Annotated in this window: 23 protein-coding genes and 1 tRNA gene; 18 read left to right on the top strand and 6 right to left on the bottom strand. The window is 69.7% G+C overall.

All coding sequences use genetic code 11. The features are described from left to right. Positions 1-660, top strand: coding sequence for a methionine ABC transporter permease (locus IFT89_RS08370; RefSeq protein ID WP_064296483.1), 660 nt, complete (start codon positions 1-3; stop codon positions 658-660). Positions 661-804: 144 nt separating this feature from the next. On the opposite strand, the gene IFT89_RS08365 is transcribed toward IFT89_RS08370, so the two are convergent. Continuing rightward, positions 805-1299, bottom strand: a complete 495-nt coding sequence (locus IFT89_RS08365; RefSeq protein ID WP_064296482.1) for a MarR family winged helix-turn-helix transcriptional regulator — start codon at positions 1297-1299, stop codon at positions 805-807. A 102-nt stretch (positions 1300-1401) separates the two neighbouring features. Between IFT89_RS08365 and IFT89_RS08360 the strand changes: the two genes are divergently transcribed. The 3 genes from IFT89_RS08360 (at position 1402) to IFT89_RS08350 (ending at position 4015) form a co-directional block, all read left to right on the top strand. Next, positions 1402-1473, top strand: a tRNA-Gln gene (locus tag IFT89_RS08360). A gap of 47 nt (positions 1474-1520) precedes the next feature. After that, positions 1521-3002, top strand: a complete 1482-nt coding sequence (glmU, locus tag IFT89_RS08355; protein WP_086473728.1) for a bifunctional UDP-N-acetylglucosamine diphosphorylase/glucosamine-1-phosphate N-acetyltransferase GlmU — start codon at positions 1521-1523, stop codon at positions 3000-3002. 35 nt (positions 3003-3037) lie between these two features. After that, positions 3038-4015: a ribose-phosphate diphosphokinase gene (locus IFT89_RS08350; RefSeq protein WP_079705464.1), complete on the top strand. Its 978-nt coding sequence runs from the start codon at positions 3038-3040 to the stop codon at positions 4013-4015. 74 nt (positions 4016-4089) lie between these two features. Here IFT89_RS08350 and gndA read toward each other — a convergent pair whose 3' ends face one another. After that, a complete protein-coding gene (gene gndA, locus IFT89_RS08345; RefSeq protein WP_079001993.1) occupies positions 4090-5550 on the bottom strand; it encodes an NADP-dependent phosphogluconate dehydrogenase in 1461 nt (486 codons plus the stop codon). A gap of 267 nt (positions 5551-5817) precedes the next feature. Between gndA and IFT89_RS08340 the strand changes: the two genes are divergently transcribed. The 3 genes from IFT89_RS08340 (at position 5818) to pth (ending at position 7814) form a co-directional block, all read left to right on the top strand. Further along, positions 5818-6321 (top strand): gluconokinase, encoded by a 504-nt coding sequence (locus IFT89_RS08340; protein ID WP_229938709.1) that lies wholly within the window; start codon positions 5818-5820, stop codon positions 6319-6321. A 174-nt stretch (positions 6322-6495) separates the two neighbouring features. Next, positions 6496-7104 carry a 50S ribosomal protein L25/general stress protein Ctc gene (locus tag IFT89_RS08335; RefSeq protein WP_086473726.1) on the top strand — a complete coding sequence of 203 codons (609 nt, stop codon included), beginning with the start codon at positions 6496-6498 and terminating at the stop codon, positions 7102-7104. Positions 7105-7232: 128 nt separating this feature from the next. After that, positions 7233-7814 carry an aminoacyl-tRNA hydrolase gene (gene pth / locus IFT89_RS08330; protein ID WP_086473844.1) on the top strand — a complete coding sequence of 194 codons (582 nt, stop codon included), beginning with the start codon at positions 7233-7235 and terminating at the stop codon, positions 7812-7814. Between the two features lie 7 nt (positions 7815-7821). Here the strand turns inward: pth and IFT89_RS08325 are convergent, their stop codons facing one another. The 3 genes from IFT89_RS08325 to folP all read right to left on the bottom strand — a co-directional run bounded on the left by IFT89_RS08325 (position 7822) and on the right by folP (position 11684). Further along, a complete protein-coding gene (locus tag IFT89_RS08325; protein WP_202938723.1) occupies positions 7822-9864 on the bottom strand; it encodes a DUF7933 domain-containing protein in 2043 nt (680 codons plus the stop codon). Positions 9865-9976: 112 nt separating this feature from the next. Then, a complete protein-coding gene (locus IFT89_RS08320; protein ID WP_202938722.1) occupies positions 9977-10729 on the bottom strand; it encodes a pyrimidine reductase family protein in 753 nt (250 codons plus the stop codon). A 22-nt stretch (positions 10730-10751) separates the two neighbouring features. Then, on the bottom strand, positions 10752-11684 hold the full coding sequence (folP, locus tag IFT89_RS08315) for a dihydropteroate synthase (RefSeq protein WP_159878161.1): 933 nt from the start codon (positions 11682-11684) through the stop codon (positions 10752-10754). A gap of 124 nt (positions 11685-11808) precedes the next feature. Between folP and mfd the strand changes: the two genes are divergently transcribed. The 7 genes from mfd (at position 11809) to eno (ending at position 22551) form a co-directional block, all read left to right on the top strand. Next, a complete protein-coding gene (gene mfd, locus IFT89_RS08310) occupies positions 11809-15420 on the top strand; it encodes a transcription-repair coupling factor (RefSeq protein ID WP_202938721.1) in 3612 nt (1203 codons plus the stop codon). An 86-nt stretch (positions 15421-15506) separates the two neighbouring features. Then, positions 15507-16451 (top strand): alpha/beta fold hydrolase, encoded by a 945-nt coding sequence (locus tag IFT89_RS08305; protein WP_194644323.1) that lies wholly within the window; start codon positions 15507-15509, stop codon positions 16449-16451. Between the two features lie 77 nt (positions 16452-16528). Beyond that, positions 16529-17980 (top strand): aldehyde dehydrogenase family protein, encoded by a 1452-nt coding sequence (locus IFT89_RS08300; protein ID WP_202938720.1) that lies wholly within the window; start codon positions 16529-16531, stop codon positions 17978-17980. Next, positions 17977-18645, top strand: coding sequence for a MazG family protein (locus tag IFT89_RS08295; protein ID WP_229938703.1), 669 nt, complete (start codon positions 17977-17979; stop codon positions 18643-18645). The genes IFT89_RS08300 and IFT89_RS08295 overlap by 4 nt, the downstream gene beginning before the upstream one ends. A gap of 60 nt (positions 18646-18705) precedes the next feature. After that, entirely contained in the window at positions 18706-20013 is a 1308-nt protein-coding gene (gene hisS / locus IFT89_RS08290; RefSeq protein WP_191940748.1) for a histidine--tRNA ligase, read from the top strand. A 211-nt stretch (positions 20014-20224) separates the two neighbouring features. Continuing rightward, positions 20225-21154, top strand: a complete 930-nt coding sequence (locus IFT89_RS08285; protein WP_137242003.1) for an endonuclease/exonuclease/phosphatase family protein — start codon at positions 20225-20227, stop codon at positions 21152-21154. A gap of 116 nt (positions 21155-21270) precedes the next feature. After that, positions 21271-22551 carry a phosphopyruvate hydratase gene (gene eno / locus IFT89_RS08280; protein ID WP_085510462.1) on the top strand — a complete coding sequence of 427 codons (1281 nt, stop codon included), beginning with the start codon at positions 21271-21273 and terminating at the stop codon, positions 22549-22551. Here eno and IFT89_RS20030 read toward each other — a convergent pair. Further along, positions 22541-22789: a hypothetical protein gene (locus IFT89_RS20030; protein ID WP_161578539.1), complete on the bottom strand. Its 249-nt coding sequence runs from the start codon at positions 22787-22789 to the stop codon at positions 22541-22543. The genes eno and IFT89_RS20030 overlap by 11 nt on opposite strands. 163 nt (positions 22790-22952) lie before the next feature. Here IFT89_RS20030 and IFT89_RS20025 point away from each other — a divergent pair, with 163 nt between their 5' ends. The 4 genes from IFT89_RS20025 to IFT89_RS08260 form a co-directional block, all read left to right on the top strand. Next, positions 22953-23402, top strand: a complete 450-nt coding sequence (locus IFT89_RS20025; RefSeq protein ID WP_161578538.1) for a septum formation initiator family protein — start codon at positions 22953-22955, stop codon at positions 23400-23402. Positions 23403-23440: 38 nt separating this feature from the next. Next, positions 23441-23962 carry a DUF501 domain-containing protein gene (locus tag IFT89_RS08270; protein WP_202938718.1) on the top strand — a complete coding sequence of 174 codons (522 nt, stop codon included), beginning with the start codon at positions 23441-23443 and terminating at the stop codon, positions 23960-23962. A gap of 101 nt (positions 23963-24063) precedes the next feature. Next, positions 24064-25305 (top strand): S8 family serine peptidase, encoded by a 1242-nt coding sequence (locus tag IFT89_RS08265; RefSeq protein ID WP_307783479.1) that lies wholly within the window; start codon positions 24064-24066, stop codon positions 25303-25305. A 66-nt stretch (positions 25306-25371) separates the two neighbouring features. Next, the coding region (locus tag IFT89_RS08260) for an NAD(P)/FAD-dependent oxidoreductase (protein WP_202938717.1) at positions 25372-26801 on the top strand (1430 nt) is incomplete at its 3' end.

Below are 26801 nucleotides of genomic sequence, written 5' to 3'. Positions count from 1 at the left end.
ATGGACGCACTGATCGATCTGCTCCCGAAGCTCGGCGACGCGACCGTCGAGACCCTCTACCTCGTCTCCTTCAGCCTGCTCTTCGGCGGGATCGCAGGGCTCGTCGTCGGCACCGGTCTCTACGTGACGCGGCCCGGCAACCTGTACTCGCACCCCGTGCTCTACGGCGTGCTCAACGTGATCGTGAACATCTTCCGGCCGATCCCGTTCATCATCTTCCTCGCGGCCGCCCAGCCGCTCTCACGACTCGTCATCGGCACCGGCATCGGCGCGAACGCGTTCATCTTCATCATCTCCCTGGCGGCGACCTTCGGCATCAGCCGGATCGTCGAGCAGAACCTGTTGACGGTGTCGCCCGGCGTCATCGAGGCTTCGCGTGCCGCGGGTGCGAGCCGGCTCCGGACGCTGCTGAGCATCGTCCTTCCGGAAGCACTCGGTCCGCTGATCCTGGGCTACACCTTCGTGTTCGTCGTCATCGTCGACATGTCCGCGGTCGCGGGCTTCATCGGCGGCGGTGGGCTCGGTGCCTTCGCGATCCAGTACGGCTTCCGGCAGTTCGAGCCGGTCGTCACGTGGGCCGCGGTGATCATCATCATCCTGCTCGTGCAGCTCATCCAGTTCTTCGGCAACTGGCTTGCCCGGAAGATCCTCCGCCGCTGACCGGTCCTTGAGCCACCCCACCCGGTCCCTGAGCCACCCCACCCGGTACCTGAGCCACCCCACCCGGTCCCTGAGCCACCCCACCCGGTCCCTGAGCTTGTCGAAGGGCGCACTTCGACAGGCTCAGTGACCGAGCGTGCTCCGCTAGTCGAAGTCGAGGCTGAGCTTCCGCAGCAGGACGGTCAGCCGCGCCTGTTCGGTCGAGCTCAGCCCGTCGAGCAGGTCCGCCTCGGCGTCGACGAGGCGCGTGATGGCCGCATCGACCGTGTTGAGTCCCGCGTTCGTCATCTGCACGAGGATGCCGCGGCCGTCGTTGGGGTCGCCCTGGCGTTCCACGAGTCCGCGCTCGACGAGGCGGTCGATGCGGTTCGTCATCGTGCCGCTCGAGACGAGCGTCTGGAGCAGCAGGGCCTTCGGACTCAGCCGGTAGGGGGAGCCGGCGCGACGGAGCGCCGCGAGGACGTCGAACTCCCACGGCTCGAGGTTCGACCGGGTGAAGGCCGCCCGACGTGCGCGGTCGAGGTGGCGGGACAGCCGGGCGACACGGGAGAGGATCTGGAGGGGCGAGAAGTCGAGGTCCGGGCGCTCGCGGTTCCAGGCGTCGACGATCCGGTCGACCTCATCGGTGCTAGCTGGCATCCCACCATTATCGAGGCAACGCTCGTGTCGTATCGGATCCGAGTCGGCAGCACAGGATCCGTCTGGCAGAATTGACCACGCTGCCCGGCCTCCGGGTGGTGGTCCGCCATAGTGTAACGGCAGCACGGCAGCCTTTGGAGCTGTTCGGTCCAGGTTCGAATCCTGGTGGCGGAGCGACCGATCACCGACCGGGCGAGTGCCCGGACCGAGGGGGAGCACACGTGACCGACGACCGTCTGGCCATCATCATCCTGGCTGCTGGCCAGGGAACCCGCATGAAGTCGGCGCTGCCGAAACTCCTGCACCCGCTCGGCGGCGTGCCGATCGTCGGCCACGTGCTGGCGACCGCCCGCTCGCTCGATGCCGGGCACGTCATCGCCGTGGTCCGCCACGAGCGCGACCGCCTCGTCGAGGCCATCGAGTCGGAGCTCCCCGGTGCGACCATCGTCGACCAGGACGAGGTGCCCGGCACCGGTCGCGCGGTGGAGCAGGCGCTCCTGGCGCTGCCCGACGACTTCGACGGCGACGTCCTCGTGGTCAACGGCGACGTCCCGTTGCTGAACGCTGCCACGCTCACCACGCTCATCGAACGCCACCGCAACCACGATGTCGCGGCGACCATCCTCTCTGCCATGCCCGACGACGCGACCGGCTACGGACGCATCATCCGCACCGAGGCCGGGGCACTCGACTACATCGTCGAGCAGAAGGACGCGACCGATGCCGAGCGGGCTGTGAACGAGATCAACGCCGGGGTCTACCTCTTCGGCGTGAGCCAGCTCCGCGACGCCCTCGCCGAGGTCACCACCGACAACGCCCAGGGGGAGAAGTACCTCACGGACGTCATCGGCCTCCTGCGACGCGCGGGCTCCGAGGTGTCGGCGCTCCCTGTGAGCGACTCCTGGCTGGTCGAGGGCATCAACGACCGCGCCCAGCTGAGCGCCGCCGCGGCCAAACTGAACGCCCTCCTCGTGCGCGCCTGGCAGCTCGCCGGCGTGACCGTCCAGGACCCGGCCACGACGTGGATCGACATCAAGGCGCGGCTGCACGCCGACGTCACCCTGCTTCCCGGGACGCAGATCCTCGGCGCGACGGTCGTCGAGTCCGGTGCGACGATCGGTCCGGACACCACGCTCATCGACACCGAGGTCGGCGCTGGTGCGCGCGTCCGCCGCACGGACGCGACGCTGTCGGTCATCGGCGCCGGTGCCGAGGTCGGGCCGTTCGCCTACCTACGACCAGGCACGGTGCTCGGCGAGCGCGGCAAGATCGGCACCTTCGTGGAGACGAAGAACGCGCAGATCGGCGAGGGCAGCAAGGTCCCGCACCTCAGCTACATCGGCGACACCGAGATCGGCGTCGAGTCGAACGTCGGTGCCGGCACGATCACCTCGAACTACGACGGTGTGCACAAGCACCGCACGACCATCGGATCGCACGTCCGCACCGGCGCGCACAACACGCTCGTCGCCCCGGTCAGCGTCGGCGACGGCGCCTATTCCGGTGCCGGCACCGTCATCCGCAAGGACGTCCCGGCGGGGGCGCTGGCGTTGACGGTGGCTCAGCAGCGGAACGTCGAGGGCTGGGTCGAGCAGAAGCGCCCGGGCACGGCTGCCGCGACGGCCGCGAGCGCCGCATCGGCGACCCCGGCCGTCGACGCCGTGTCGGACGACGCGGCTGCTGCTGGTAACGTCGACTCGTGAGTGAGGCCGGAGCATTCCGGCAGAAGGCAGGGTCTGTGTCAGGCATCACGGCGGACAACAAGAAGCAGCTGGTTCTCGTCTCCGGACGAGCCCACCCGGAACTCGCCGAGGCGATCGCGGCGGAGCTCGACTCCGAGCTCCTCCCCACCGATGCCAGGACCTTCGCCAACGGCGAGATCTACGCCCGGTACGACGAGAGCATCCGCGGCACCGACGTCTTCGTCATCCAGTCGCACACCGCTCCGATCAACGAGTGGCTCATGGAACAGCTCATCATGGTCGACGCGGCCAAGCGGGCGAGCGCCAAGCGCATCACCGTGGTCGCCCCGTTCTACCCCTACGCGCGCCAGGACAAGAAGGGTCGCGGACGCGAGCCCATCTCGGCCCGCCTCGTCGCCGACCTCTTCAAGGCCGCCGGCGCCGACCGCATCATGTCGGTCGACCTCCATGCCGCGCAGATCCAGGGCTTCTTCGACGGCCCGGTCGACCACCTCTTCGCGATGCCGGTCCTCCTCGAGCACTTCCGCGCCAAGCTCGACGCCTCGACGCTGACGGTCGTCTCGCCCGACATGGGCCGCGTCCGCGTGGCCGACATCTGGAGCGACAAGCTTGGAGCGCCGCTCGCCATCATCCACAAGCGCCGCGACCCGCTGGTCCCCAACCAGGTCAGCGTCCACGAGATCGTCGGCCAGGTCGAGGGCCGGGTCTGCCTGCTCGTCGACGACCTGATCGACACCGGACGCACGATCGTCAAGGCTGCCGAAGCACTCAAGAACGCCGGTGCCATCGGTGTCGTCGTCGCGGCCACCCACGCGGTGTTCTCCGACCCGGCGGTCGAACTCCTGCAGAGCGACGCCATCGACTCGGTCGTCGTCACCGACACCCTGCCGGTCGACGAGGCCAAGCGCTTCGACAAACTGACCGTCCTCTCGATCGCGCCGCTCATCGCCCGGGCGATCCATGAGGTCTTCGACGACGGTTCCGTGACGAGCATGTTCGACGGCGCTGCGTAGCCCGTCACCTTCCGCTGGTACGCAGAACGCCCGGTCCGACTCGGACCGGGCGTTCTGCGTCTGCAGGCCGTGAGCTAGTGGCTCGAGCCCGCCTGCTCGACCTCACTGCGGTCACCCGACCAGAGGGTGTGGAACGTGCCGTCGAGGTCGACGCGCTTGTAGGTGTGCGCGCCGAAGAAGTCACGCTGGCCCTGGACGAGTGCTGCGGGCAGACGCTCGGCGCGGAGTCCGTCGTAGTACGACAGCGACGACGAGAACGCCGGCGAGGGGATGCCCGCCTGGGCGGCTGCGACGACCACGCGGCGCCAGCTGTCCTGCGCCTCCGCGACGGCGTCGCTGAAGTAGGGCGCCGTCACGAGGGCGACCAGCTCGGGGTTCTCCTCGTAGGCCTCGGTGATGCGGTTGAGGAACTGCGCACGGATGATGCAGCCACCACGCCAGATCTTCGCGATCTCGCCCTTCTTGATGTCCCAGCCGTACTGCTCGGCACCGGCGACGATCTCGTCGAAGCCCTGCGAGTAGGCGATGATCTTCGACGCGTAGAGCGCCTGGCGCACGTCCTCCACGAACTGGTCGGGGTCGGCGACGGTCCACTCCTCGGAGGGACCGGCGAGCTCGCGGGCCGCTGCGCGCTGCGCCGGCTTCGACGACAGCGAACGGGCGAACACGGCCTCCGCGATGCCCGACACCGGGATGCCGAGGTCGAGGGCCGTCTGCACGGTCCACGCGCCGGTGCCCTTGGCGCCGGCCTGGTCGAGGATGACGTCGACGAGCGGCTGCCCGGTCTTCGCGTCGACCTGCTTGAGGACCTCGGCGGTGATCTCGATCAGGTAGCTCTCGAGCGTGCCGCGGTTCCACTCGGCGAAGATCTCCGCGATCTCGGCCGGTGACTTGCCGGTGCCGCGACGGATGAGGTCGTAGGCCTCGGCGATGAGCTGCATGTCCGCGTACTCGATGCCGTTGTGGATCATCTTGACGAAGTGGCCGGCGCCGTCGGTGCCGACGTGGGTGACGCAGGGCTCACCCTCGGCGATCGCGGCGATCGACTTGAGGATGGGGCCGAGGGTCTCCCACGCTTCGGCGGAGCCGCCCGGCATGATCGACGGTCCCTTGAGGGCGCCTTCCTCACCGCCGGAGATACCGGCGCCGACGAAGTTGATCCCCGTCTCGCGGACGGCCTTCTCGCGGCGGATGGTGTCGGTGAAGAGTGCGTTGCCGCCGTCGACGATGATGTCGCCGGGCTCGAAGACCTCGGTGAGCTGCTGGATGACGGCGTCGGTGCCCTTGCCAGCCTGCACCATGATGATCGCGGTGCGTGGCTTCGAGAGCGACGCGGCGAACTCCTCGATGGTCTTCGACGCGACGAAGCCGGCCTCGGGGTGCTCGCTCACGAGCAGGTCGGTGCGTTCGGGGGAGCGGTTGTACACGGCGACCGTGTTGCCCTCGCGGCTCGCCAGGTTGCGTGCGAGGTTGCTGCCCATGACGGCCAGACCGACGACGCCGATGTTGGCGCGAGCTTCGGCGGTGTTCACCATGTGGTTCTCCTTCAGAGTGGGTGATGCGGGAGGCGTTCCGAGTGCTCAGGAGTCGATGGGGGCGGCTGCAGGACAGCGGCGACACCCTCGTCGATCCGGGCACGGCCCGTCCTGCAACCGTAGCAAAGGGAGGTGTCGCTCCACCTCTCAATGACCCCGCGTGCAGGTGAGGTCCGAGCGGACCGTCCGGGGGTGTCCGGTATCGTGCTGTGCGGGTCGGACGAGCCTGCCGCCCGGCCATCGGCCGGAGACCACAGGGGGTTCCGTGTGAATGCACCGCTCGTCGTCGTCATGGGCGTGTCCGGGTCCGGGAAGAGCACGACCGGGGTGCTGATCGCCGACCGGCTCGGGGTGCCCTTCGTCGACGCCGACGCCCTGCACCCGCTCGAGAACGTGCGCAAGATGGCCGCCGGAACGCCGCTCGAGGACCCCGACCGCTGGCCCTGGCTGGCCCTCGTGGGCAAAGCACTCGCCGACGCCTCGGACACCGGGCTCGTGATGGCCTGCTCCGCACTCCGACGGGCCTACCGGGAGGCGATCCTCGCGGAGGCGCCCGGGGTGCGGTTCGTGCTCCTCCACGGCTCGCGCGAGGTGCTCGGACGCCGCATGGAGGGCAGGAGCGGTCACTTCATGCCGCCGTCGCTCCTCGACTCGCAGTTCGCGCTCCTCGAGGACCTGGACGCCGACGAACCGGGTTTCGTGGTGGACGTCGACGCCACCGTCGACGAGATCGTGGACGAGGCGGTCGCGGGCCTCAGCGCGGTGCGATAGACTCTCCCACTGAACTTCGGCGAGGGAAGCGGCCCGTGGCAGCTTCCGTGATCGACGCGGTGGTCTGGCTTCCGGCTTTTCCTCACGCAGATACGCGTTCGAGTTGACTCATCCATTCCGCCGCGCATCGTCGCGGCACGACCAACCGGGTGCAAGACCCGTGAGGAGAACATCATGTCCGATGACCTGAAGGTCACCGCGGAACTCCGCGAATCGTTCGGCAAGGGCGCAGCCCGCAAGCTCCGTGCCCTCGGCAAGATCCCGGCCGTGCTCTACGGCCACGGCACCGAGCCCGTGCACGTCTCGCTGCCCGGCCACCAGATGCTGCTCATCCTCCGCAAGTCCAACGCGGTGCTCGAGCTCGACATCGCCGGCACGGGCCAGCTCGCGCTGGTCAAGGACGTCCAGAAGGACCCCGTGCGCCAGATCATCGAGCACCTCGACCTCATCGTGGTCAAGAAGGGCGAGAAGGTCCAGGTCGACATCCCCGTGACCATCGAGGGCGAGTCCGCCGCCGGCACCATCCTCAACCAGGACGCCACCACGGTGAGCCTCGAGGTCGAGGCGACCCACATCCCCGAGCGCGTCACCGTCAGCGTCGAGGGCCTCGAAGAGGGCGCCCAGATCCTGGCCGGCGACCTCGAGCTCCCGAAGGGCGCTTCGCTCATCACCGAGGCCGACGTCCTCATCGTCGCGATCACCGTCCCGGCCGCTCCGGCGGACGAGGAGACGGAGGCCGCTGAGGCCGCCGCCGAGGAGACCGCAGCCGAGGCCGCGGAGTAGTCAGCACTCCAGCAGACGAACCTGTCGCCCGCCCGCCCCGATAGTCTCGGTGCATGGCAGGCGGCAGGTTCGCTCGGTTTCTGGCCGGTCTCACCGGTCGCGCCGAGGCGTTCGATCAGGAAGGCAGCATGGCTGCAGACACGTGGCTCATCGTCGGACTCGGGAACCCGGGCGAGCAGTACGCCCGCAACCGGCACAACGTCGGGCAGATGGTCCTCGACGAGCTCGCGAAGCGGATCGGCGGAACCTTCAAGACCCACAAGGGCAACGCGCGCGTGGCCGAGGGGCGGCTCGTGCCGGGTGGCCCGAAGCTCGTCCTCGGCAAGCCGAACAGCTACATGAACCTCTCAGGCGGCCCGACCGCCGCGCTCGCCCAGTTCTTCTCCGTCGACCCCGACCACGTCATCGCCGTCCACGACGAGCTCGACATCCCCTTCGACTCGATCAAGCTCAAGCAGGGTGGTGGGCACGGCGGGCACAACGGCATCCGAGACATCGCCTCAGCGCTGAAGACCCCTGAGTTCCTGCGCGTCCGGGTCGGCATCGGAAGGCCGCCGGGCCGTCAGGACGCCGCCGACTTCGTCCTCAAGGACTTCGCGGGAACCGAGCGGGAGCAGCTTCCTATGCTGGTCTCCGACGCGGCCGATGCGGTCGAACTCCTCGTGAACGAGGGCCTGTTGGCTGCACAGACCCGGTTCCACGGCGCCTGACACCCGCTCAGCCGAGTGGTGCGCGGACCCGTCGGCCCTGGCGCGTGCCGGCGCCGACGAGCACCGCGCCCACCAGGAGCAGTCCGCTGATGAGCAGTGCGGTGGAGAGCGGGACCTCTGCTCCCGTCCGGACCAACGGCGCCTGCGGTTCGAGTGGCGCGACCCTCCACACGATGCCGAGCGAGGTGTGGAGCGCCCCCGTCGAGACGCGGGGTGCGTCCGGGAGCGGCAGACGACCGGTGTCGGCGGCCGTCACCGACCCGGTGGCGGAGTGGTCCGACGCGCGCGAGTACCCGGTCAGGACCGCCTCGAACGCGTGGGCGAACGAGCCGTCGTCGAGCGCGGCCGGCGTCAGGACGAGCGGTTCGGTACTGGCGCAGACCGTCGAGGTGCCAGGCTCGATGAGCTGGCTGGTGCAGGTGAGGCGGGTGTCCGGCGTCTCCGCGAGCGTGATGTCGCCCAGCGCGTTCGCGCCGGTGTTGGAGACCGTCGCGATGACGCGCAGCCGGTCACCCGGGTCGGTCGTGACGGTCTCGCCCTCGACTGGAATCCATGATCCGTCGGCACCCTGGATCTCGAGGCGGACGGTGCCCTCCACGGCCAGCTCAGGGACGAGCACGCGGTAGGTGGTCTCGTCCGTGCTGCTCAGTTCCGAGGCGGTCTGTTCCACGCGGACGACCGCTTCGCCGGACTCGACGGTCACGGTGCTCGTGCAACTCCAGCGGCCGGACGCGTCGACGGTGGTCTCACACAACGTGTGGCCCTCGCCGTCGCGCACCGTGATGTCGGCGCCCGGCTCGCCCGTTCCAGCGAAGGTCGGTCGTGAGGACTCCACGAGGGCATCGGACACCGGGCTCTCGATCACGACCCGGTCGATGGCCGTCAGGGCCGGCTGCGAGCCGATGTCGAGCCCGCGGACGGCGTCACCCGCCAGGGCGACGGTCAGCGCGCCACGAGCGACCGGTGTGGCGTCGACCTCGATCGTGCAGGACTCCTCGCCTGTCGCGAGGTCGCCGGTGAACGCGATGTCGGCCCCGGACGCCGGAGCGGTCACCTCCGCCGTGCAACTCGCGCTGACGCGCGGATCGGCGGCGACCGCGAGTCCACCGGGCAAGGCCGTCTGCACGGACCAGCCGGCCTTCGCTGCGAGTTCCGGGGTGTTGCGCACGAGGAAGCGGAGGCGGACCGTTTCACCGACGACAGCGGTGTCCTCCGACAGCTCGACATCGAGGGTCGGGGTCACGTCGATGATGCTCAGATCGTCGAAGGCGTGATCGTTCCCGAATCCGCCGCCCTGCTCGTTGCGCATGACGACACCGATCGAGGTCGCATCCACCAGCATCGAGGCATCGGCGGTGAAGTGCCCCGCACGAGCGGGGACGCCGCCGTGGCTGAACGATTCGGCACGATCGTCCGTGCACGGGTCGATCGCCTGCTCGGACACCGGGTGTTCGACGCCGTCGGGGGTCCGCAGCGCGAGCTGCAGGGCGGTCGGGACCGTTGCGAAGCAGTTCAGGGACGCGACGTTCACGGAGGCGGTCAGGAAGCGGCCGGAACCGGTCGCGAGTGGGACCGGCGTGGTCGTCTCGAGCTCGACCGCGCCGTCGGGACCGTTCGTCTGGGTGTAGGCCGCAACGACGGAATTGGACCTCGGATCGGTGCCGTTGAGGATACCCAGCACTCCGGCGAGGGCTCGGACGTGCGCCAGGGCGCTCGGAACGTCCAGACAGTCGCCGGGCTCGGCGCCCGTCATGGAGGCGGACAGGATGAAGCCGTTGCACGCCGCTCGGTCCGTCCAGAAGTCGTCGGCGTCGAACCGCAGGTCCGAACGGCCCAGGTAGTCGCGGACCGACATGGGCGTACCGGTGTCGGGTGCGCGTTCGAAGTCCTCGTGGAAGACCTCCCCGCGTGGAGCACCCGCTGCGTCGGTCGTCGGCTCGGAAACCGACGCTCCGGCCGCTGACGGCTGGATCATCGAGAGCGTCCAGCCGACCGCCAGCACGAGGGTCGCGGTCAGGATCGGACGGAGTGGGCTGGTCGAAACGCGCATGCAGCATCCCAAGAGATCATCGGATGGGGGGAGGCCGCCAGCGTAGCAGTACTGGTCTACTGGGATATCAGACGATCGAGGGGTGGGTGTCGACGGCGCGGAAGCCGACGGCTCAGGCTCGCATGTACCGCGAGATCAGGAGGTCGTCCGCGCGCAGGAGGTGCTGCAACCGCATCGCTCGCGGCACCTCGGACGCGGGACCTGTGGCGACCCGGACGCTTTCCCCGCCGACGAGGGTCGGACTGATCGTCAGACAGAGTTCGTCGACGGCGTCAGCGGCGATGAACGAGCCGAAGAGTGCCGGACCACCCTCGCACAGGATCTGCCGCAGGCCGCGGTCGGACAGCGCCTGGACGACACGCGCCGGTTCGACGTGTTCGTCGCCGCACGCCACCACGTCGGCGACCGCCTCGAGCGCCGCGCGCTTCGCGGGGTCGGCGCGGTCGGTCGTCACGACGAGCGGCCGGACCGGCGCCTGGGTGAAGACCTCCGAGCGGAGATCGAGGTCGAGCGAGCCCGACACGATCGCGAACACCGGGTGCAGGGGGAGGTCGTGGTCGTCGCGCCACGCCGCGGCGTCGACGTCGAGCCGCATGGCACCGTAGCCCTCGTCGCGCACGGTTCCGGCACCGACGAGCACGACGTCGGAGAGCTGGCGCAGGATGTCGAACACGGTCTTGTCGGCCGGGCCGCCGAGGCCGCCGGAGACGCCGTCGACGGTCGCCCCACCGTCCAGGCTCGTCACGAAGTTCACGCGGACGGTCGTGGCGGAGCGGTCCTCGACGGTGTAGGCCGCCACGAGTTCGTCGACCGACAGCGGCTCCTCCTGCGCGGGGACCAGGCTCGTGATGCTGGGGGTGCTCATGTGACTCCTCGGGGGTTCCGGATCAGACGTTGTGGACGGGCGCCACCGGTGCGCGGAAGCCGAGGATCGCCTCGGTCATCCGCACGGCCGCGATCGACTCGGGCACGGCGTGCATCCGCACGATGCGGGCGCCGAGGAGGATGCACGCCGCAGCGGACACCAGGGACCCCTCGAGACGTTCCGACTTCGGGCGGTCGAGGGACTCGCCGATGAAGTCCTTGTTCGACACCGCGGCGAGCGTCGGCAGCCCGAGCGCGGCGATCTCGTCGAACCGTCGGGTGAGTTCGAGCGTCTGCACGGTGTTCTTGTTGAGGTCGTGCCCGGGGTCCACGATGAGCCGTGACTCGGGGACGCCGTGGGAGAGTGCGAGGTCGACGCGGGCCGTCAGGAAGGCGGCGACCTCACCGGCGACGTCGTCGTAGTGGGGGCGGGGATGCGGCTGCCTCGGCCTGGCCAGGCTGTGCGTGATGACGAGCGTGGCCTCGCTCGCGGCGACGACGTCCGCGAGAGCCGGGTCGTGGATCCCCGTGGTGTCGTTGATGACGGAGGCGCCCGCCGCGATGCAGGCCGCCGCCACCTCGGGGCGGAAGGTGTCGACGGAGATGACGACGTCGCTCCGTGCGGCGAGCGCCTCGACGACGGGGAGCACGCGGTCGATCTCCTCGGCGGTGGGGATCTCCGGCCCAGGGGCGAACTTGGCTCCGCCGATGTCGACCCAGTCGGCGCCCTGTTCTGCGGCGGTCACGGCGGCGTCGACGGCTCGGTCGAGCGAGAACGTCGCGCCCTGGTCGAAGAAGGAGTCCGGGGTGCGGTTGATGATCGCCATGACCGCGACCTGCTTCGAGAAGTCGAACGTCCGCGCTCCGATCCGGCGGATCGGTTGGCGGATCGGGGGGAGCGGGAAGCCGCCGGTCCGTTCGGGGTGTCGGTCTGACCGGGGCTCCGTGCTCGTCATGGGTCAATCATGACGCGTCCGGCGCGAGAGGATGCCGCGTGACGCGTCGTCCGCAGCCGATTGACAGCGGTGGCCGGTGGGCGATGGGGTTATGGGTGTCGGTGGCTCGGCGTAGGCTGTCCCGGTGACGCTTCAGGGTTTGACTCACGCGCTTCGGCGCGCCGCAACGATCGACGATGCCCTCGCGTACGCGGGCAAGAGCGCGGACTTCTCCGTGATCGACGGGCTGCGTGCACCGCTCCTCGCGGCGCTCATGGACGAGCGCGGTCGGCAGGGTGCCGCCCAGGCGGCCCTCGTCGTCACCGCGACCGGCCGCGACTCCGAGCGGCTCCGCTCCGCGCTCAGCGACCTCATGCCAGAGGCCGAGATCGTCGAGTTCCCGGCCTGGGAGACCCTGCCGCACGAGCGCCTCAGCCCAAGCGCCGAGATCGTCGGCCGACGCCTGGAGGCGCTGCGGCGGCTCGGCGCCTGGACGGGGGAGCGGCCGTTCCTCCTCGTCGCGTCGGTGCGCGCCGCGCTGCAGCCCGTGGCCGACAACCTCACCGAGACCGCTCCCATCGAACTCGTCCACGGCGGTCGCGGACACGACCTCGCCGCGATCGCGCTGCGACTCGTCGAACTCGCGTACACCCGGGTCGACATGGTGTCGCGGCGTGGTGAGTTCGCGTTGCGCGGGGGCATCCTCGACGTCTTCCCGCCGGTCGCCGACCACCCGTACCGGGTCGAGTTCTTCGGCGACGAGGTCGACGGCATCCGGGAGTTCTCGGTCGCCGACCAGCGTTCGCTGCCCGAGCCGGTCGACGCGATCCGCCTGCCGCCGTCCCGTGAGCTGCTCCTCAGCCCGGCCGTCCGGCAGCGCGCCGCGGAGATGCAGCACGAGTTCCCGAGCCTCACCGGGATCCTCGAGAAGATCGCGGAGGGCATCGCGGTGGAGGGCATGGAGTCGCTCTCCCCGGCCCTCGTCGACCGCCTCGTCCCGATCACTCATTACCTGCCGGATGGAGCGGCCATCGCCGTCGTCTCGCCGGAGCGCGTCGTCACGAGGTCGATCAGCCTCGCCGAGACGAACCGCGAGTTCCTCGCCGCCGCATGGAGCGCCGCGACCGTCGGTGCGAACGCGCCGATCGACCTCGCCTCCGGCGACTTCATCTCGCTGGGCGCCCTGAAGGAGTCCGTCACCTTCAGCGCTCCTGGCCAGCCGGCGCCCGACCACCCGTGGTGGACGTTCAGCGGCTTCCGCGCCGGCCCCGACGTCGAGACGCTCCCGGAGCACCTCGAACTCGACGAGCTCCTCACCGTCACGGTCGACGGCGACACCGTGCCGAGCTTCCACGGCAACGTCGAGGGCGCCATCGAACACGTCGCCGACCGCATCCGCGAGGGGTGGACGGTCATCGTCGCCGCCCGCGGGGTCGGTCTCGTCGAGCGTGCGGCGGACGTCCTCGCCGAGCACGAGATCGCGGCCCGTATGGTCGACGAGCTGCCGGCCGACCCGGAGCCCGGGGTCGCCTACCTGCTGCAGGCCGACGTCGAGGGTGGCTTCGAGCTGGAGACGTCGAAGCTCATGCTGCTCGGCGAGACCGAGTTCTACGGACGCACCGCCGGGTACGACTCGCGCCTGGTCAAGAAGCTCGCCACCCGACGCAAGAACGTCGTCGACCCGATGCAGCTCCGGTCCGGCGACTTCGTCGTGCACCAGACCCACGGCATCGGCAAGTTCGTCGAGATGACCCAGCGCGAGGTCTCGAGCGGTGGACGCAACCCGGTGAAGAGCACCCGCGAGTACCTCGTGCTCGAGTACGCACCCTCCAAGCGCGGCTACCCGGGCGACAAGCTGCTCGTCCCCACGGACCAGCTCGACCTCCTCACCCGCTACGTGGGCGGCGAGGCTCCCCAGCTCAGCAAGATGGGCGGCAGCGACTGGTCGCAGGCGAAGAGCAAGGCGCGCAAGGCCGTCCGCGACATCGCCGTCGAGCTGGTCAAGCTCTATTCGGCGCGCATGGCGTCGAAGGGGCACGCCTTCGGTCCAGACACCCCGTGGCAGCGCGAGCTCGAGGAGGCGTTCCCGTTCGCGGAGACCCCCGACCAGCTGCAGACCATCGACGAGGTCAAGGCCGACATGGAGCGGGAGATCCCGATGGACCGCCTCCTCTCCGGCGACGTGGGGTTCGGGAAGACCGAGGTCGCCGTCCGTGCCGCGTTCAAGGCCGTCCAGGACGGCAAGCAGGTCGCGATGCTCGTGCCGACCACCTTGCTCGTCAAGCAGCACTTCGAGACCTTCCAGGAGCGGTTCGCCGGGTTCCCCGTGCACCTGCGGCCGCTCAGCCGTTTCCAGTCCGACAAGGAGGCGCGGGAGGCGCTCGCCGGACTCGCCGACGGCACGGTCGACGTCATCATCGGGACGCACCGTCTGCTGACCGACAAGGTGCACTTCAAGGACCTCGGCCTCGTCATCATCGACGAGGAGCAGCGGTTCGGTGTCGAGCACAAGGACGCCCTCAAGAAGCTGAAGACGAACGTCGACATCCTGGCCATGAGCGCGACCCCGATCCCGCGCACGCTCGAGATGGCGGTCACCGGCATCCGGGAGATGTCCACGCTTGCGACGCCACCGGAGGACCGCCACCCGATCCTGTCCTTCGTCGGTCCGTACAACGGCAAGCAGGTCGGTGCGGCGATCCGGCGCGAGCTCCTGCGCGAGGGCCAGATCTTCTTCGTGCACAACCGGGTCTCGTCCATCAGCCGCGTCGCGGCGGACCTCGCGGAGCTCGTCCCCGAGGCGCGCATCGCCATCGCCCACGGGCAGCTCGGCGAGGCCGCGCTCGAACAGGTCGTGGTCGACTTCTGGGAGCGCCGTTTCGACGTCCTCGTCTGCACGACGATCATCGAGACCGGCCTCGACATCTCGAACGCGAACACGATCATCATCGACCGCGCCGACAAGTACGGCCTGAGCCAGCTGCACCAGCTGCGGGGTCGCGTCGGCCGCGGTCGCGAGCGCGCCTACGCGTACTTCCTGTACGACGAGCACAAGCCGCTCTCCGAGACCGCCCACGACCGGCTCTCGACCATCGCGGCGAACAACGAGCTCGGCAGCGGCATGCAGGTCGCCCTGAAGGACCTCGAGATCCGCGGCGCGGGCAACATGCTCGGCGGCGAGCAGGCCGGCCACATCGCGGGCGTCGGCTTCGACCTCTATCTGCGCATGATCGGCGAGGCCGTGTCCACCTTCCGTGGCGACGTCGCCGAAGGGCAGACCGAGCTCCGGCTCGAACTGCCCGTCGACGCACACATCCCCGAGGAGTACGTCGACAGCGAGCGGCTGCGGCTGGAGGCCTACCAGAAGCTGTCGGCCGCGTCCGGACCTGCGGCCAAGGACGGCCAGATCGACCTCGTGATCGACGAACTCACCGACCGATACGGCGAGCCGCCGGCGCAGGTGAGCACGCTCATCGCCGTGTCGCGGCTCCGTCAGCGTGCGCAGCGCTCGGGACTCAGCGACCTCATCGCCGTCGGACCGAACCTGCGGGTCACGCCCGCCGACCTCCCCGACTCCATCCAGACGCGGCTGCGACGCATGTATCCCGGCGCGAAGTACCTGGCCCAGACGAACACCGTCATCGTGCCGTTGCCGCGCGTCGGCGACGAACCGCTGGCCGACACCGACCTCATCGCCTGGGTGCAGCAGTTCCTGAACGCGATCTACCCGCTGCCGGAGGGCTCGACGTCGTCCTAGCGGGCAGCCGCAGATGGGCCCGCGGGACGACGGCGTCGGTACCCGCGGCCGATCCGACGGTCGTCGTCCATCCCTAGCGTGGAGGGATGAAGAAGTTCCTCCGCATCGTCCTCACCGGGATCGCAGCGCTCGTCGCGCTCGTGCTCGCCGGGCTCCTCACGACCACCATCGTCAACACCGCCGCATCGGCCTCTGAGGCCACGCGCATCGAGGAGTACGGGCAGCGGGTCGAGGTCGACGGCAAACGCATGAACGTGTCGATCACGGGGGAGGGTGATCAGACGATCGTCCTCCTGCCCGGCTTCGGCACCGGTTCGCCCGTGCTCGACTTCTCGCCGCTCGTCGGGGAGCTCTCGTCGTCGTACCGGGTGGTCGTGGTCGAGCCCTTCGGATACGGGCTGAGCGACCAGACCGACGTGCCGCGAACGACCGAGAACATCGTCTCCGAGATCCACGAGGCGGTCGCCGGGCTCGGCATCGACCGGTACGTGTTGATGGGGCACTCCATCGCGGGAATCTATGCGCTGGACTACGTCGAGCGGTTCCGCGGCGAGGTGACGGCGTTCGTCGGCATCGACAGCAGCGTGCCCGATCAGCCGGGCATGGATGCCGCGCTGCCGGTCGACGCCCTGCGTGCGGCGAAGGCACTCGGCATCACCCGGCTCGTCACGGCGCTGTCGGGCGACCCGTACCCGGATCCGCCGTACGACCAGCACACGCGTGAGCAGCTCGGGATGATCTCGCTGCGCAACACCTCGAGTGCGACGTCCTCGGACGAGATGTCGCGCATCGCGGCGAACTTCCGAGCGGCGAAGGGGAAGACCTTCCCGGCAGACCTCCCGGTGCTGCTCTTCGCCCAGCGGGACAACCCGACGGTGGAGGGGTGGCTGCCGCTCCATGAGGAGCAGGCTGCGAGCGTCGACCGAGGAGAGGTCGTGCCGCTCGACGCCGACCACTACCTGCACCACACGAAGTCCCGCGAGATCGCGGCGGACGTCGACCGCTTCGTCACGGCTCCAGGCGTCGGGTAGCCGGTCGCCGGGCCCGGCCGTCGGCCTGCGGACGGACGTATGCTGGTGCCCACGATCCCGTCGAGTCGGAGGAACCCATGGCGACCAGCATCCGGACGAAGCAGGAGCCGAAGGTGGTCGTGGCCGACGCCGTGGCCCGGCTCCGACAGACCTTCGACCGCGGCACCACGAAGCCCGTCGCCTGGCGGCTCCGCCAACTCCGTGCGTTGAAGCAACTGCTCCTCGAACGCGGCGGCGAGCTCGAGCGGGCGCTGGCGACCGACCTGGGCAAGAGCGGCACCGAGGCGCAGATCACCGAGATCGGCCTCCTCGTCGGCGAGATCGATCACACGCTGAAGCACCTGAAGCGCTGGGTGCGGCCCCGACGCGTCGCGGTGCCACTCACCCTCGCTCCAGCGTCCGCTTCGGTCGTGGTGGAACCGGTCGGCGTCGTCCTCGTCATCGGCCCGTGGAACTATCCGGTCCAGCTCTGCATCGGTCCCGTCATCGGGGCGCTCGCCGCGGGTGACGCCGTCCTGCTGAAGCCGAGCGAGCTCGCCCCCGCCACGAGCGCCGCACTCGCGCGCCTCCTCCCGGAGTACCTCGACGACCGTGCCGTCGCGGTGGTCGAGGGCGATGCGGAGGTCGCCACCGCCCTCCTCGCCGAGCGGTTCGACCACATCTTCTACACGGGTGGAGCCGCCGTGGGCAAGGTCGTCGCCCGGGCCGCGGCGGAACATCTGACCCCGATCACCCTGGAACTCGGCGGGAAGTCGCCGGTGTACGTCGACGACACCGTTGACCTCGCGGACGCGGCCCGCCGGATCGTCTGGGGCAAGCTCATGAACGCCGGCCAGACCTGTGTCGCCCCCGACTACCTGCTCGCGACGCGCTCGGTCGCCGATCGGCTCGTCCCGTACCTGCGCGACGCGATCGCGGCGCTCTACGGCCCTAACCCCGCCGACAGTGCCGACTACGGCCGCATCATCTCCGACAAGCACTTCGCCCGGGTCAGCGGTCTGCTCGACGGTCTCGAACCGGCCCTGGGCGGAGGGGCCGACGCCTCGGAGCGGTACATCGCCCCGACGGTCGTGAACGGCGTCGACGCTTCGGCGTCGATCATGCAGGAGGAGATCTTCGGTCCGATCCTGCCGATCCTCCACGTGTCCGGCCTCGAACAGGCCATCGCGCACATCCGGGCGGGGGAGAAGCCGCTCGCGCTCTACGTCTTCAGCGACGACCGCGCGACGCGGAAGCGGTTCACGCGCGACACCTCCTCGGGCGCGTTGGCGTTCGGCGTGCCGGCCGCGCACCTCCTCGTGCCGGGTCTGCCGTTCGGCGGTGTCGGGGCCAGCGGAATGGGCGCGTATCACGGTCGCCATTCCTTCGACACGTTCAGTCACGCGAAGGCGGTGTTCTCCAAGCCGCTGTCCCCGGACACGCTGTCGCTCGTCTACCCGCCGTTCACCGAAGCGCGCGACCGGATCGCGCGACTGATCTCGAAGACCGGCAGCACCGACGACCGCCGCCCGTGGGGAGCCCGTCGGTGAGCAGCGAGCCCGTCGGCGACACCTCCGCTGAGCGCCTCGTCGACGCCATGCGGCAGATCCGCGACCGTTGCGTCTGGACGCAGGGCATCGACCACGAGATGCTCGTGCCGTACCTCATCGAGGAGAGCTACGAGCTCGTCGAAGCGGTCGAGGCCGGGACGCGCGACGAACTCGTCGAGGAACTCGGCGACGTGCTGTGGCAGGTCGTCTTCCATGCGGAGATCGCGTCCCGTGACGCCGATGCGCCGTTCGACTTCGACGACGTCGCCGAGGCCGTCACCCGCAAGATGGTCCACCGTCACCCACACGTGTTCGGCGACGAAGCAGCGCCGACCCCGGAGGACGTGGTGCGCGTCTGGAACGCTGCGAAGGCCGAGGAGAAGGCGAAGCGCAGCAGCGCGCTCGAGGGGATCCCGCAGGGGATGCCGTCGCTCGCCCTCGCCGACAAGGTGCTGGGCAGGGCCGTGCCGCTCGGGGTGGGCCCGACGGTCGACGCTGATGTCGTGGACGACGAGGACGCCCTGGGGGAGCAGCTCCTCGCCGTGGTCGCTGCAGCACGGGCGAACGGGCTCGACGCGGAACGGGCGCTCCGGGGTGCCGTCCGTCGGTTGAGCGTGCGAGTGCAGGACGCCGAGCGTCCGGTGGCGTCTCCGACCGACGGCTGAGCGAGGGGTCGCCGGGCGCCTGCTCACGGTGCCGGTTCCCCGCCATGCCAGAATTGAGGCATGGCAGCTCCAGTGAACCCGCCGCGCGGCATGCGCGATTTCCTCCCCGCCGACAAGGCCCGTCGGGAGCACGCGCTGGGCACCATCCGTCGGGTCTTCACCGCGCACGGTTTCGACGAGATCGAGACGCCGGTGGTCGAGGAGTACGACCGGCTGCACTCCGGGCTCGGCGGCGACAACGAGAAGATGGCGTTCAACATCCTCCGGCGCAAGCTCACCCCGGAGGCCATCGTGGCCGCGGCGGACAACCAGACCGAACTCACCGACCTCGGCCTGCGCTTCGACCTCACCGTGCCGCTCGCCCGGTTCTACGCGTCGCACCGGGCTGAGCTCCCGCCGGTGTTCCGTTCGATCCAGATCGCTCCGGTCTGGCGCGGCGAACGTCCGCAGCAGGGCCGGTACCGCCAGTTCGTGCAGTGCGACATCGACATCATCGGAGAGTCGTCGAACCTCGCCGAGACCGAGCTCATCATCGCGACCCTCGCGGCCCTCGCCGAGCTCGGCATCACCGGCTGCAGCGTGCGGATCAACGACCGCCGACTCCTCATCGGCATGCTCGAGTCGCTGGGCTTCCCTGCCGACGAGCACGCGCAGGTGCTCATCACGATCGACAAGCTCGACAAGATCGGTCAGCAGGGCGTGGTCGCCGAACTGCGCGACCGTGGCGTCGACGCCACCGCCGTCGACGCGCTCGAGGCCTTCTTCTCCCGTCCACAGACGATGGAGTTCAACACCTTCGGCGAGCGGGCGATCCGCAAGGCGCTGCCGCTCGGTGCCGACGACGCCGTCGTCGCGGAGCTCGACGCACTCGGGAAGGCCGTCGCCGCGGCCACGTCCCTCCAGGGTCAGCCGGCCGACCCCTTCGCGAACCCGCTCGTGTTCGATCCCTTCCTGGTGCGGGGCATGGGGTACTACACGGGCGCCATCTTCGAGATCGCGCACCCCGACCTCGGGTACTCGCTCGGCGGCGGCGGTCGCTACGACGGCATGATCGGGCGTTTCCTCGGCCAGGACGTGCCGGCGGTCGGGTTCTCGATCGGCTTCGAGCGCATCGTCGACCTCATCGAGCTCCCCGCGGGCGCGGCCGCGGATGCCGTCGTGCTCGTGCACGACCGCGACGTGCCTCCCGTGACGCTCGTGGCGTTGAAGGCCAAGCTCGTCGCCCAGGGGCGTCGGGTGCGCCTCGAAGCCCGCGTGAAGAACCTCAAGGCCCTCCTCGACCGCGTGTCGGCAGCCGGCTTCGGAGCCTTCGCGTTCGTCTCGGCCGACTCGACCCTCGAGTCGCTCGAGTTCAAAGCGCTCGACTGACGATTCCCGCACCCGCTTCGCGCTCCTCGGCGCGCTTCCGAGCCGCTGCCCAGCTCGTCGGTGCAGGATGGAGCATTCGGCCGGATCGCCTCCCTCGATCGATCCGTCCGCTCTGCCCCCGATCGAAGAACTGGTTCCCCCGATGAGCGTCATGGCCCCTGCAGCGCGCCCTCGGCGCGCGCCGGAGTCGACCGGTCCCACGCGCCGCCGGGTGAGCCTCGTACGGCGCCGGGCGACCACGCTCGCGCTGGCCGTCGGTGTCCCGCTCGCCCTGCTGACGGCCGCCCACGCCCTCGTCCCCGACATCCTCGGCCTCGGACTCGTCTGGGACAACGCCCTGCCGTGGACATGGGTCGTGCTGCCGGTGCTCTTCCTCGTCCTCCTCGTCGCCCGCACGCCGGGTGCCGTCATCGGTCTCCTCGCGCCGACGCTCGTCTGGGCCTTCCTGTTCGGCCCCGGCGTCGTCCCCATGGGTGACGCACGTTCGGCGGTCCCGGCCGAGGCCTCCCTCACGGTCGCCAGCCAGAACCTCGGGCCGGAGGGCGATCCCGCGGTCATCGCGGCCTCCCTCCAGGCCAGTGGGGCGGATCTCATCGCGCTCCAGGAGATCGAGGACCACGACCGCGAACCGCTCGCCGCGACGCTCGACGAGCAGTACCCGTACTCCGTGCTCACGGGGACGGTGGGTCTCTGGAGCCGCTATCCGATCGCCGACTCGGTCGGGCTGAAGCTCGGCCTCGACTGGTACCGGGCGATCAACGCCGTCGTCGACACCCCGTCCGGAGCCGTGAGCGTCTACGTGATCCACGCCGACTCCGCGCGTCCGGGTGCGCACGCCGAACGGGACGTGATGCTCGCGGAGTTGGCCGACACCGTCGCGGCGAACACCCGCGATCGGATCGTCGTCATGGGCGACTTCAACGCCTCCGCCTCCGACCGGGCGCTCGCCGCACTCCAGAGCGAGGTGTCGGAGCCCAATCAGAGTGAGGGCGGCTTCGGACTCACCTGGCCGGCCGGGACACCGCTCATGCGACTCGACCACGTCTTCGTCCGCGGCATGACCGCGACCCACAACGCCGTCGGCGACGCCGAGGGCAGCGACCACCACGGCATCGTGTCGAGCTTCCGGCTCGACCGCTGACCGCGCGCCTCGGGCGACGATCCGCGGCTCTGCGCCCGTTCAGCCGATGTCACTAGACTGAGCGCGGGCGGCCGTCGTACCCGTCCCACGTCCCAATCCCCACAAGGAGAACATCAGTGGCACTCATCGAGGCAGTAGGCGCTCGCGAAATTCTCGACTCCCGAGGCAACCCGACCGTCGAGGTCGAGGTGCTCCTGGAAGACGGCACGGTCAGCCGTGCAGCAGTCCCGTCCGGCGCATCGACCGGTGCGTTCGAAGCGTACGAGCTGCGTGACGGCGATGCCGCGCGTTACCTCGGCAAGGGTGTCGAGAAGGCGGTCGACGCCGTCCTCGACGAGATCGGCCCGGCACTCGAGGGCATCGAGGCGGACGACCAGCGCCTCGTCGACCACACCATGATCGAGCTCGACGGCACCGAGAACAAGAGCCGCCTGGGCGCGAACGCGATCCTCGGTGCGAGCCTCGCGGTCGCCCGTGCCGCTGCGGACTCCGCAGACCTGTCGCTCTACCGCTACGTCGGCGGCGCCAACGCCCACGTCCTCCCGGTCCCGATGATGAACATCATCAACGGTGGCTCGCACGCCGACACCGGCGTCGACATCCAGGAGTTCATGATCCTCCCGATCGGCGCTCCGAGCTTCCGTGAGGCGCTCCGCTGGGGCACCGAGACGTACCACACGCTCAAGGGCCTGCTGAAGTCGAAGGGCTTCGCGACCGGCCTCGGCGACGAGGGTGGCTTCGCCCCCGACTTCGAGCACAACCGTGCGGCCCTCGACTTCATCGTCGAGGCCATCGAGAAGGCCGGTTTCACGGTCGGCACCGACATCGCGCTCGGCCTCGACGTCGCCTCCAGCGAGTTCTACAAGGAGGGCGCGTACCAGTTCGAGGGCAAGGCGCTCAACAGCACCGAGATGACCGCGTACTACGCCGACCTCGTCGCGAACTACCCGCTCATCACCATCGAGGACCCGCTGGCCGAGGACGACTGGGCAGGCTACGCCCACCTCACCCCCGAGCTGGGCTCCAAGGTCCAGATCGTCGGCGACGACCTGTTCGTCACGAACCCGAAGCGTCTCGCCGACGGCATCGCCAAGGGTGCGGCGAACTCGCTGCTCGTCAAGGTCAACCAGATCGGGACGCTCACCGAGACGCTCGACGCGGTCTCCCTCGCGCAGCGCTCCGGCTACACGACGATCCTGTCGCACCGCTCCGGCGAGACCGAGGACACCACGATCGCCGACCTCGCGGTCGCCACGAACGCGGGCCAGATCAAGACCGGTGCGCCTGCGCGCAGCGAGCGGGTCGCGAAGTACAATCAGTTGCTGAGGATCGAAGAGGAGCTGGGCCAGGCAGCCGTCTACGCCGGCCGCAGCGCCTTCCCCCGGTTCACCGCCTAAGCATCGTCACCTGAAGGCTCTCAGGGGTGCCGATCGGCACCCCTGAGAGCCTTCGTCGTGTGCGGGAGGCGCCTGTGAAGAAGCCATCGATGCCGGCCGGCGGCGAGTCGAAGCCCACGCCGTCCGGCAGCGGAGCAGCGTCCTCCTCGTCCTCCGGCTCGTCGAAGCAACGACCGACGTCGAAGCCCCGATCGAGCTCCGCGGATGCCTCCTCCAAGCGCGCCTCCTCGTCGTCCAAGCGCCCGACTGGAGCCACCGCGAAGCCCGCGCGCTCCGCAGGCACAGCCCCGCGGTCGACGACGAAGGCACCGCGATCCGCGTCGGCCGGTTCCTCGGCACCGCGCTCGCGGACCGGCTCGACACGGACCGCCTCGGCACGCCAGTCGGACGCCGGCGGCTGGTTGCGGAGTCTGCGACTGTCCGGGTTCAGCGTCCTGCTCCTCGGGATACTCGTGCTCGGGGTCGTCGTCCTGGCGCCGAACCTCAAGACCTTCCTCGAGCAGCGGCAGCAGATCGCCGCGCTGGAGGCCGGTGTCGCCGACACCCAGAAAAAGGTGGACGCGCAGCAGGCCGAACGCGAGCGCTGGAACGACCAGAGCTACGTCATGACGCAGGCACGCGACCGCCTGTTCTACGCCCTGCCCGGCGAGGTCAGCTACATCATCATCAACGACGTCGACCCGGCCTCGTTGCCCACCACCGAGACACCCGTGAGCGACACGCTCGTCGACTCGCAGTCCGACTGGCTCGACGGTCTGCTGTCCTCGCTCGTCGCCACCGGCTACTCGCCGGCCCCCGTCGCGACCGACACCCCCGTTCCCACGCAGACGACGCCTCCCGCCGGCGGCTGACGTCCGGACACAGTGGTGAACCCGGCGATAATGGAACCATGAGCACCCCTCCCTTCGGCCCCGTCTCCGAGCGCGACGTCGAGATCGTGTCGGCGCAACTGGGACGCCCGGCCCGAAACGTCGTCGGCATCGCGGCGCGCTGTGTCTGCGGCGCCCCGACGGTCGTTTCCACCGCTCCTCGCCTGGCCGACGGCACGCCGTTCCCCACGTTCTACTACCTGACCCACCCGGCCGCCACGGCCGCGGTCTCCTCGCTCGAGGCGACCCAAGTGATGAACGAGTACAACGAGCTCCTGGCCGAGGACGAAGCGGTCCGCGCCGACTACGCCACCGCACACACGGCCTACCTCGCCGACCGCACCTCCATCGCCGAGGTCGCCGAGATCGACGGGATCTCCGCCGGAGGTATGCCGGTGCGGGTCAAGTGCCTCCACGCGCTCGTCGGCCACGCCCTCGCGGCTGGTCCGGGCGTCAACCCCATCGGCGACCTCGCGCTCGACCGCGTGAGCTGGAGCCCCGAGGTGTGCGCATGCGCGGACGGCCAGGCGGGGCAGGGATAGGCCCCGCACGCGACGGGGGTCGCCTGTGGGGGAGTGACGGTCCGCGACGCGGAGACCGTCGTCGTCCGCACGGCCTCCGAGGTGCGCTGTCGGCGCTGTCCGTGGTGCTCCTGGCGTTCCTGCTCGTGGGGACGCAGGCGCTCCCGGCGTCGGCGGACACGGTGCGCGACATGCAGTACTGGCTCGGCGACTACGGCTTCACGACGGCGTGGGAGACGACGAAAGGCGCCGGTGTCACCGTCGCCGTGATCGACACCGGCATCGCGAGCGGTCCTGCGGAGTTGACCGGTGCGGTCGCGGGTGGCGTCGACGTCTCCGGGCTCGGGAGTCCCGACGGCCGGACACCGGTGGGCTCCGAGGGGAGCGAGCACGGGACGTTGGTCGCCTCGATGATCGCCGGACGTGGTCGCACGGGCGGTGCCGGGGTCATCGGTGTGGCGCCAGAAGCGCGCCTGCTCTCCGTCTCGGTCGGGTTCGGCTCCGACGGGTCGGCCGTCGTCCCCTGGGACGATCAGATCGCGACCGCCGTCCGGTGGGCGGTGGACAACGGCGCCGACGTCATCAACATGTCGCTGACGCGCAACAGCCTCGACTGGCCGACGAGCTGGGACGACGCCTTCCTCTACGCCTTCTCGCACGACGTCGTCGTGGTAGCCGCAGCGGGTAACCGGGGGAGCGGGACGGTCGAGGTCGGTGCTCCGGCGACGATCCCGGGTGTGCTGACCGTCGCCGGTGTCGACCGCGCGGGGTCGGCGAGCTTCGACGCCTCGAGCCAGGGCATCACGATCGCCGTCGCTGCGCCGAGCGAGCAACTCGTCGGGGTGACGCCCGCCGGGTCCTACGTGCAGTGGCAGGGGACGAGCGGGGCGGCGCCGATCGTCTCCGGACTCGTGGCCCTCGTCCGCTCCGCCTGGCCGGAGCTCAGCGCCGCCGACGCCATCAAGCGCGTGACGGCAACGGCGAAGCAGGTGGGCGACTCCGCGCAGAGCCCCATCTACGGTGCAGGACTCATCGACGCCGCGAAGGCGGTCAGCGGTTCCGTCGGTCCGGCGGCGACCTCGCCGGAGCAGCAGCTGTCCGACTGGATCACGCTCTACCGACGGGCACCGCAGGTCCCCGATCCCGATCCGGGTGCCGAGCAGCCGTCGCCGACACCGGAGCCGGTACCCCCGGCGATCCCGGAGAACGAGGCCGTCGAGGTGCGCGCGAACCCGTTCCTCCCGACGCCGAGCACCCTGCTCTACGGCTCGCTGCCACTGGCGCTCCTCCTCGGAACTGGTAGCCTGGTCACGCTCGGTGTCATAGGCGCTACCAGGCATTTCAAGCGGGTGCTGCAGAAGTAGTACTCTGTTCCGATATTCTCAGACACTCATCTGAACCAATCGTCTTGACGTAGGAGATCGTTCGCCGTGCCCAAAATTCTGATCGTCGGTGGTGGTTACGCCGGGTTCTACACCGCATGGAAGCTCGAGAAGCAGCTTCGTCGTGGTGAGGCCGAAGTCACCATGGTCGACCCGCTGCCCTACATGACCTACCAGCCCTTCCTGCCGGAGGTCGCCGCCGGTTCCATCGAGCCGCGTCACGCGGTCGTCTCGCCGCGTCGCCACCTGAAGCACACCAACGTGATCACCGCCAAGGTCACGGGCATCAACCACGCCGAGAAGAAGGCGACCATCACGCCCGAGGTCGGTGAGCCCTGGGAGGTCGACTACGACATCATCGTCGTCACCGCCGGAGCCGTCTCCCGCACCTTCCCGATCCCCGGTGTCGCCGACACCGCGATCGGTCTCAAGACCATTGAAGAGGCCGTCGCGATCCGCGACCGCGTGCTCTCCAACTTCGACAAGGCCGCGAACCTGCCGGCCGGGCCCGAGCGCGACCGCCTGCTGACCTTCACGGTCGTCGGTGGCGGCTTCGCCGGTATCGAGGTCTTCGCCGAGCTGCGTTCGTTCGCGAGCTCGCTGCTGAAGTTCTACCCGCAGCTCTCCTTCGAGGACACGCACTTCCACCTCATCGAGGCCATGGGTCGCATCATGCCCGAGGTCAAGATCGAGACGAGCCACTGGGTCCTCAAGAACCTGGCCGAGCGCGGCGCGCTCGTGCACCTCGACACCCAGCTGCAGTCGGCGGTCGACGGCAAGATCGAGCTCTCGACCGGTGAGTCGTTCGAGTCCGACCTCATCGTCTGGACCGCCGGTGTCATGGCGAACCCGGGCGTCGTCCGTGGTGGCGACCTCCCCGTCGAGGAGCGCGGACGCATCAAGACCCGCGCCGACCTCCGCGTCGGCACCGACGACGACATCGTCGAGGGCGCTTGGGCGGCCGGCGACGTCTCCGCCGTCCCCGACCTCAGCGGTGGTGGCGTCGGTGGCTTCTGCGTGCCGAACGCTCAGCACGCCGTCCGTCAGGGCAAGCTCCTCGCGAAGAACATCACCGCGGTCCTCCGCGGCGAGGAGCCGAAGAACTACTTCCACAAGAACATGGGTGCGGTCGCCGGTCTCGGCATCGGCGTCGGCGTTTTCCAGTCCGGCAACCTCGCGATCAAGGGCCTCCCGGCCTGGTTCGCGCACCGTGGGTACCACGGGCTGGCCATGCCGAGCTTCGAGCGCAAGTTCCGCGTGTTCGGTGGCTGGTGGAACAACTTCTGGCTGGGACGCGACATCGTCTCCCTGTCGGCCGTGCAGACGCCGCGTGAGGCCTTCGAGACCTTCGCGTCTCGCCCGAAGCCCCCGGCGGACGCTGCGGCCCCCGCGGCAGCTCCGGCGGCTCCCGCAGCCGCTGAGAAGCCCGCTCGCAAGGCTCCCGTGAAGCGCAAGCCGAAGGCCGCCCCGGCCGAGGC

It is taken from the genome of Plantibacter sp. CFBP 13570, from assembly GCF_014841395.1.
Lineage (GTDB): Bacteria > Actinomycetota > Actinomycetes > Actinomycetales > Microbacteriaceae > Plantibacter > Plantibacter auratus.
Note: the sequence above shows the minus strand (reverse complement) of the source record. Positions and strands in the feature narration are given on the sequence as shown.

Bases quoted from the DNA above. Each gene is read 5' to 3' on its own strand.
- gndA (WP_079001993.1), bottom strand. From the start codon at position 5,550: ATGGTGAACACCGCCGAAGCTCGCGCCAACATCGGCGTCGTCGGTCTG.
- IFT89_RS08305 (WP_194644323.1), top strand. From the start codon at position 15,507: ATGAAGAAGTTCCTCCGCATCGTCCTCACCGGGATCGCAGCGCTCGTC.
- IFT89_RS08270 (WP_202938718.1), top strand. From the start codon at position 23,441: ATGAGCACCCCTCCCTTCGGCCCCGTCTCCGAGCGCGACGTCGAGATC.
- IFT89_RS08335 (WP_086473726.1), top strand. From the start codon at position 6,496: ATGTCCGATGACCTGAAGGTCACCGCGGAACTCCGCGAATCGTTCGGC.
- IFT89_RS08365 (WP_064296482.1), bottom strand. From the start codon at position 1,299: ATGCCAGCTAGCACCGATGAGGTCGACCGGATCGTCGACGCCTGGAAC.
- IFT89_RS08320 (WP_202938722.1), bottom strand. From the start codon at position 10,729: ATGAGCACCCCCAGCATCACGAGCCTGGTCCCCGCGCAGGAGGAGCCG.
- IFT89_RS08370 (WP_064296483.1), top strand. From the start codon at position 1: ATGGACGCACTGATCGATCTGCTCCCGAAGCTCGGCGACGCGACCGTC.
- hisS (WP_191940748.1), top strand. From the start codon at position 18,706: ATGGCAGCTCCAGTGAACCCGCCGCGCGGCATGCGCGATTTCCTCCCC.
- IFT89_RS08300 (WP_202938720.1), top strand. From the start codon at position 16,529: ATGGCGACCAGCATCCGGACGAAGCAGGAGCCGAAGGTGGTCGTGGCC.
- folP (WP_159878161.1), bottom strand. From the start codon at position 11,684: ATGACGAGCACGGAGCCCCGGTCAGACCGACACCCCGAACGGACCGGC.
- IFT89_RS08325 (WP_202938723.1), bottom strand. From the start codon at position 9,864: ATGCGCGTTTCGACCAGCCCACTCCGTCCGATCCTGACCGCGACCCTC.
- pth (WP_086473844.1), top strand. From the start codon at position 7,233: ATGGCTGCAGACACGTGGCTCATCGTCGGACTCGGGAACCCGGGCGAG.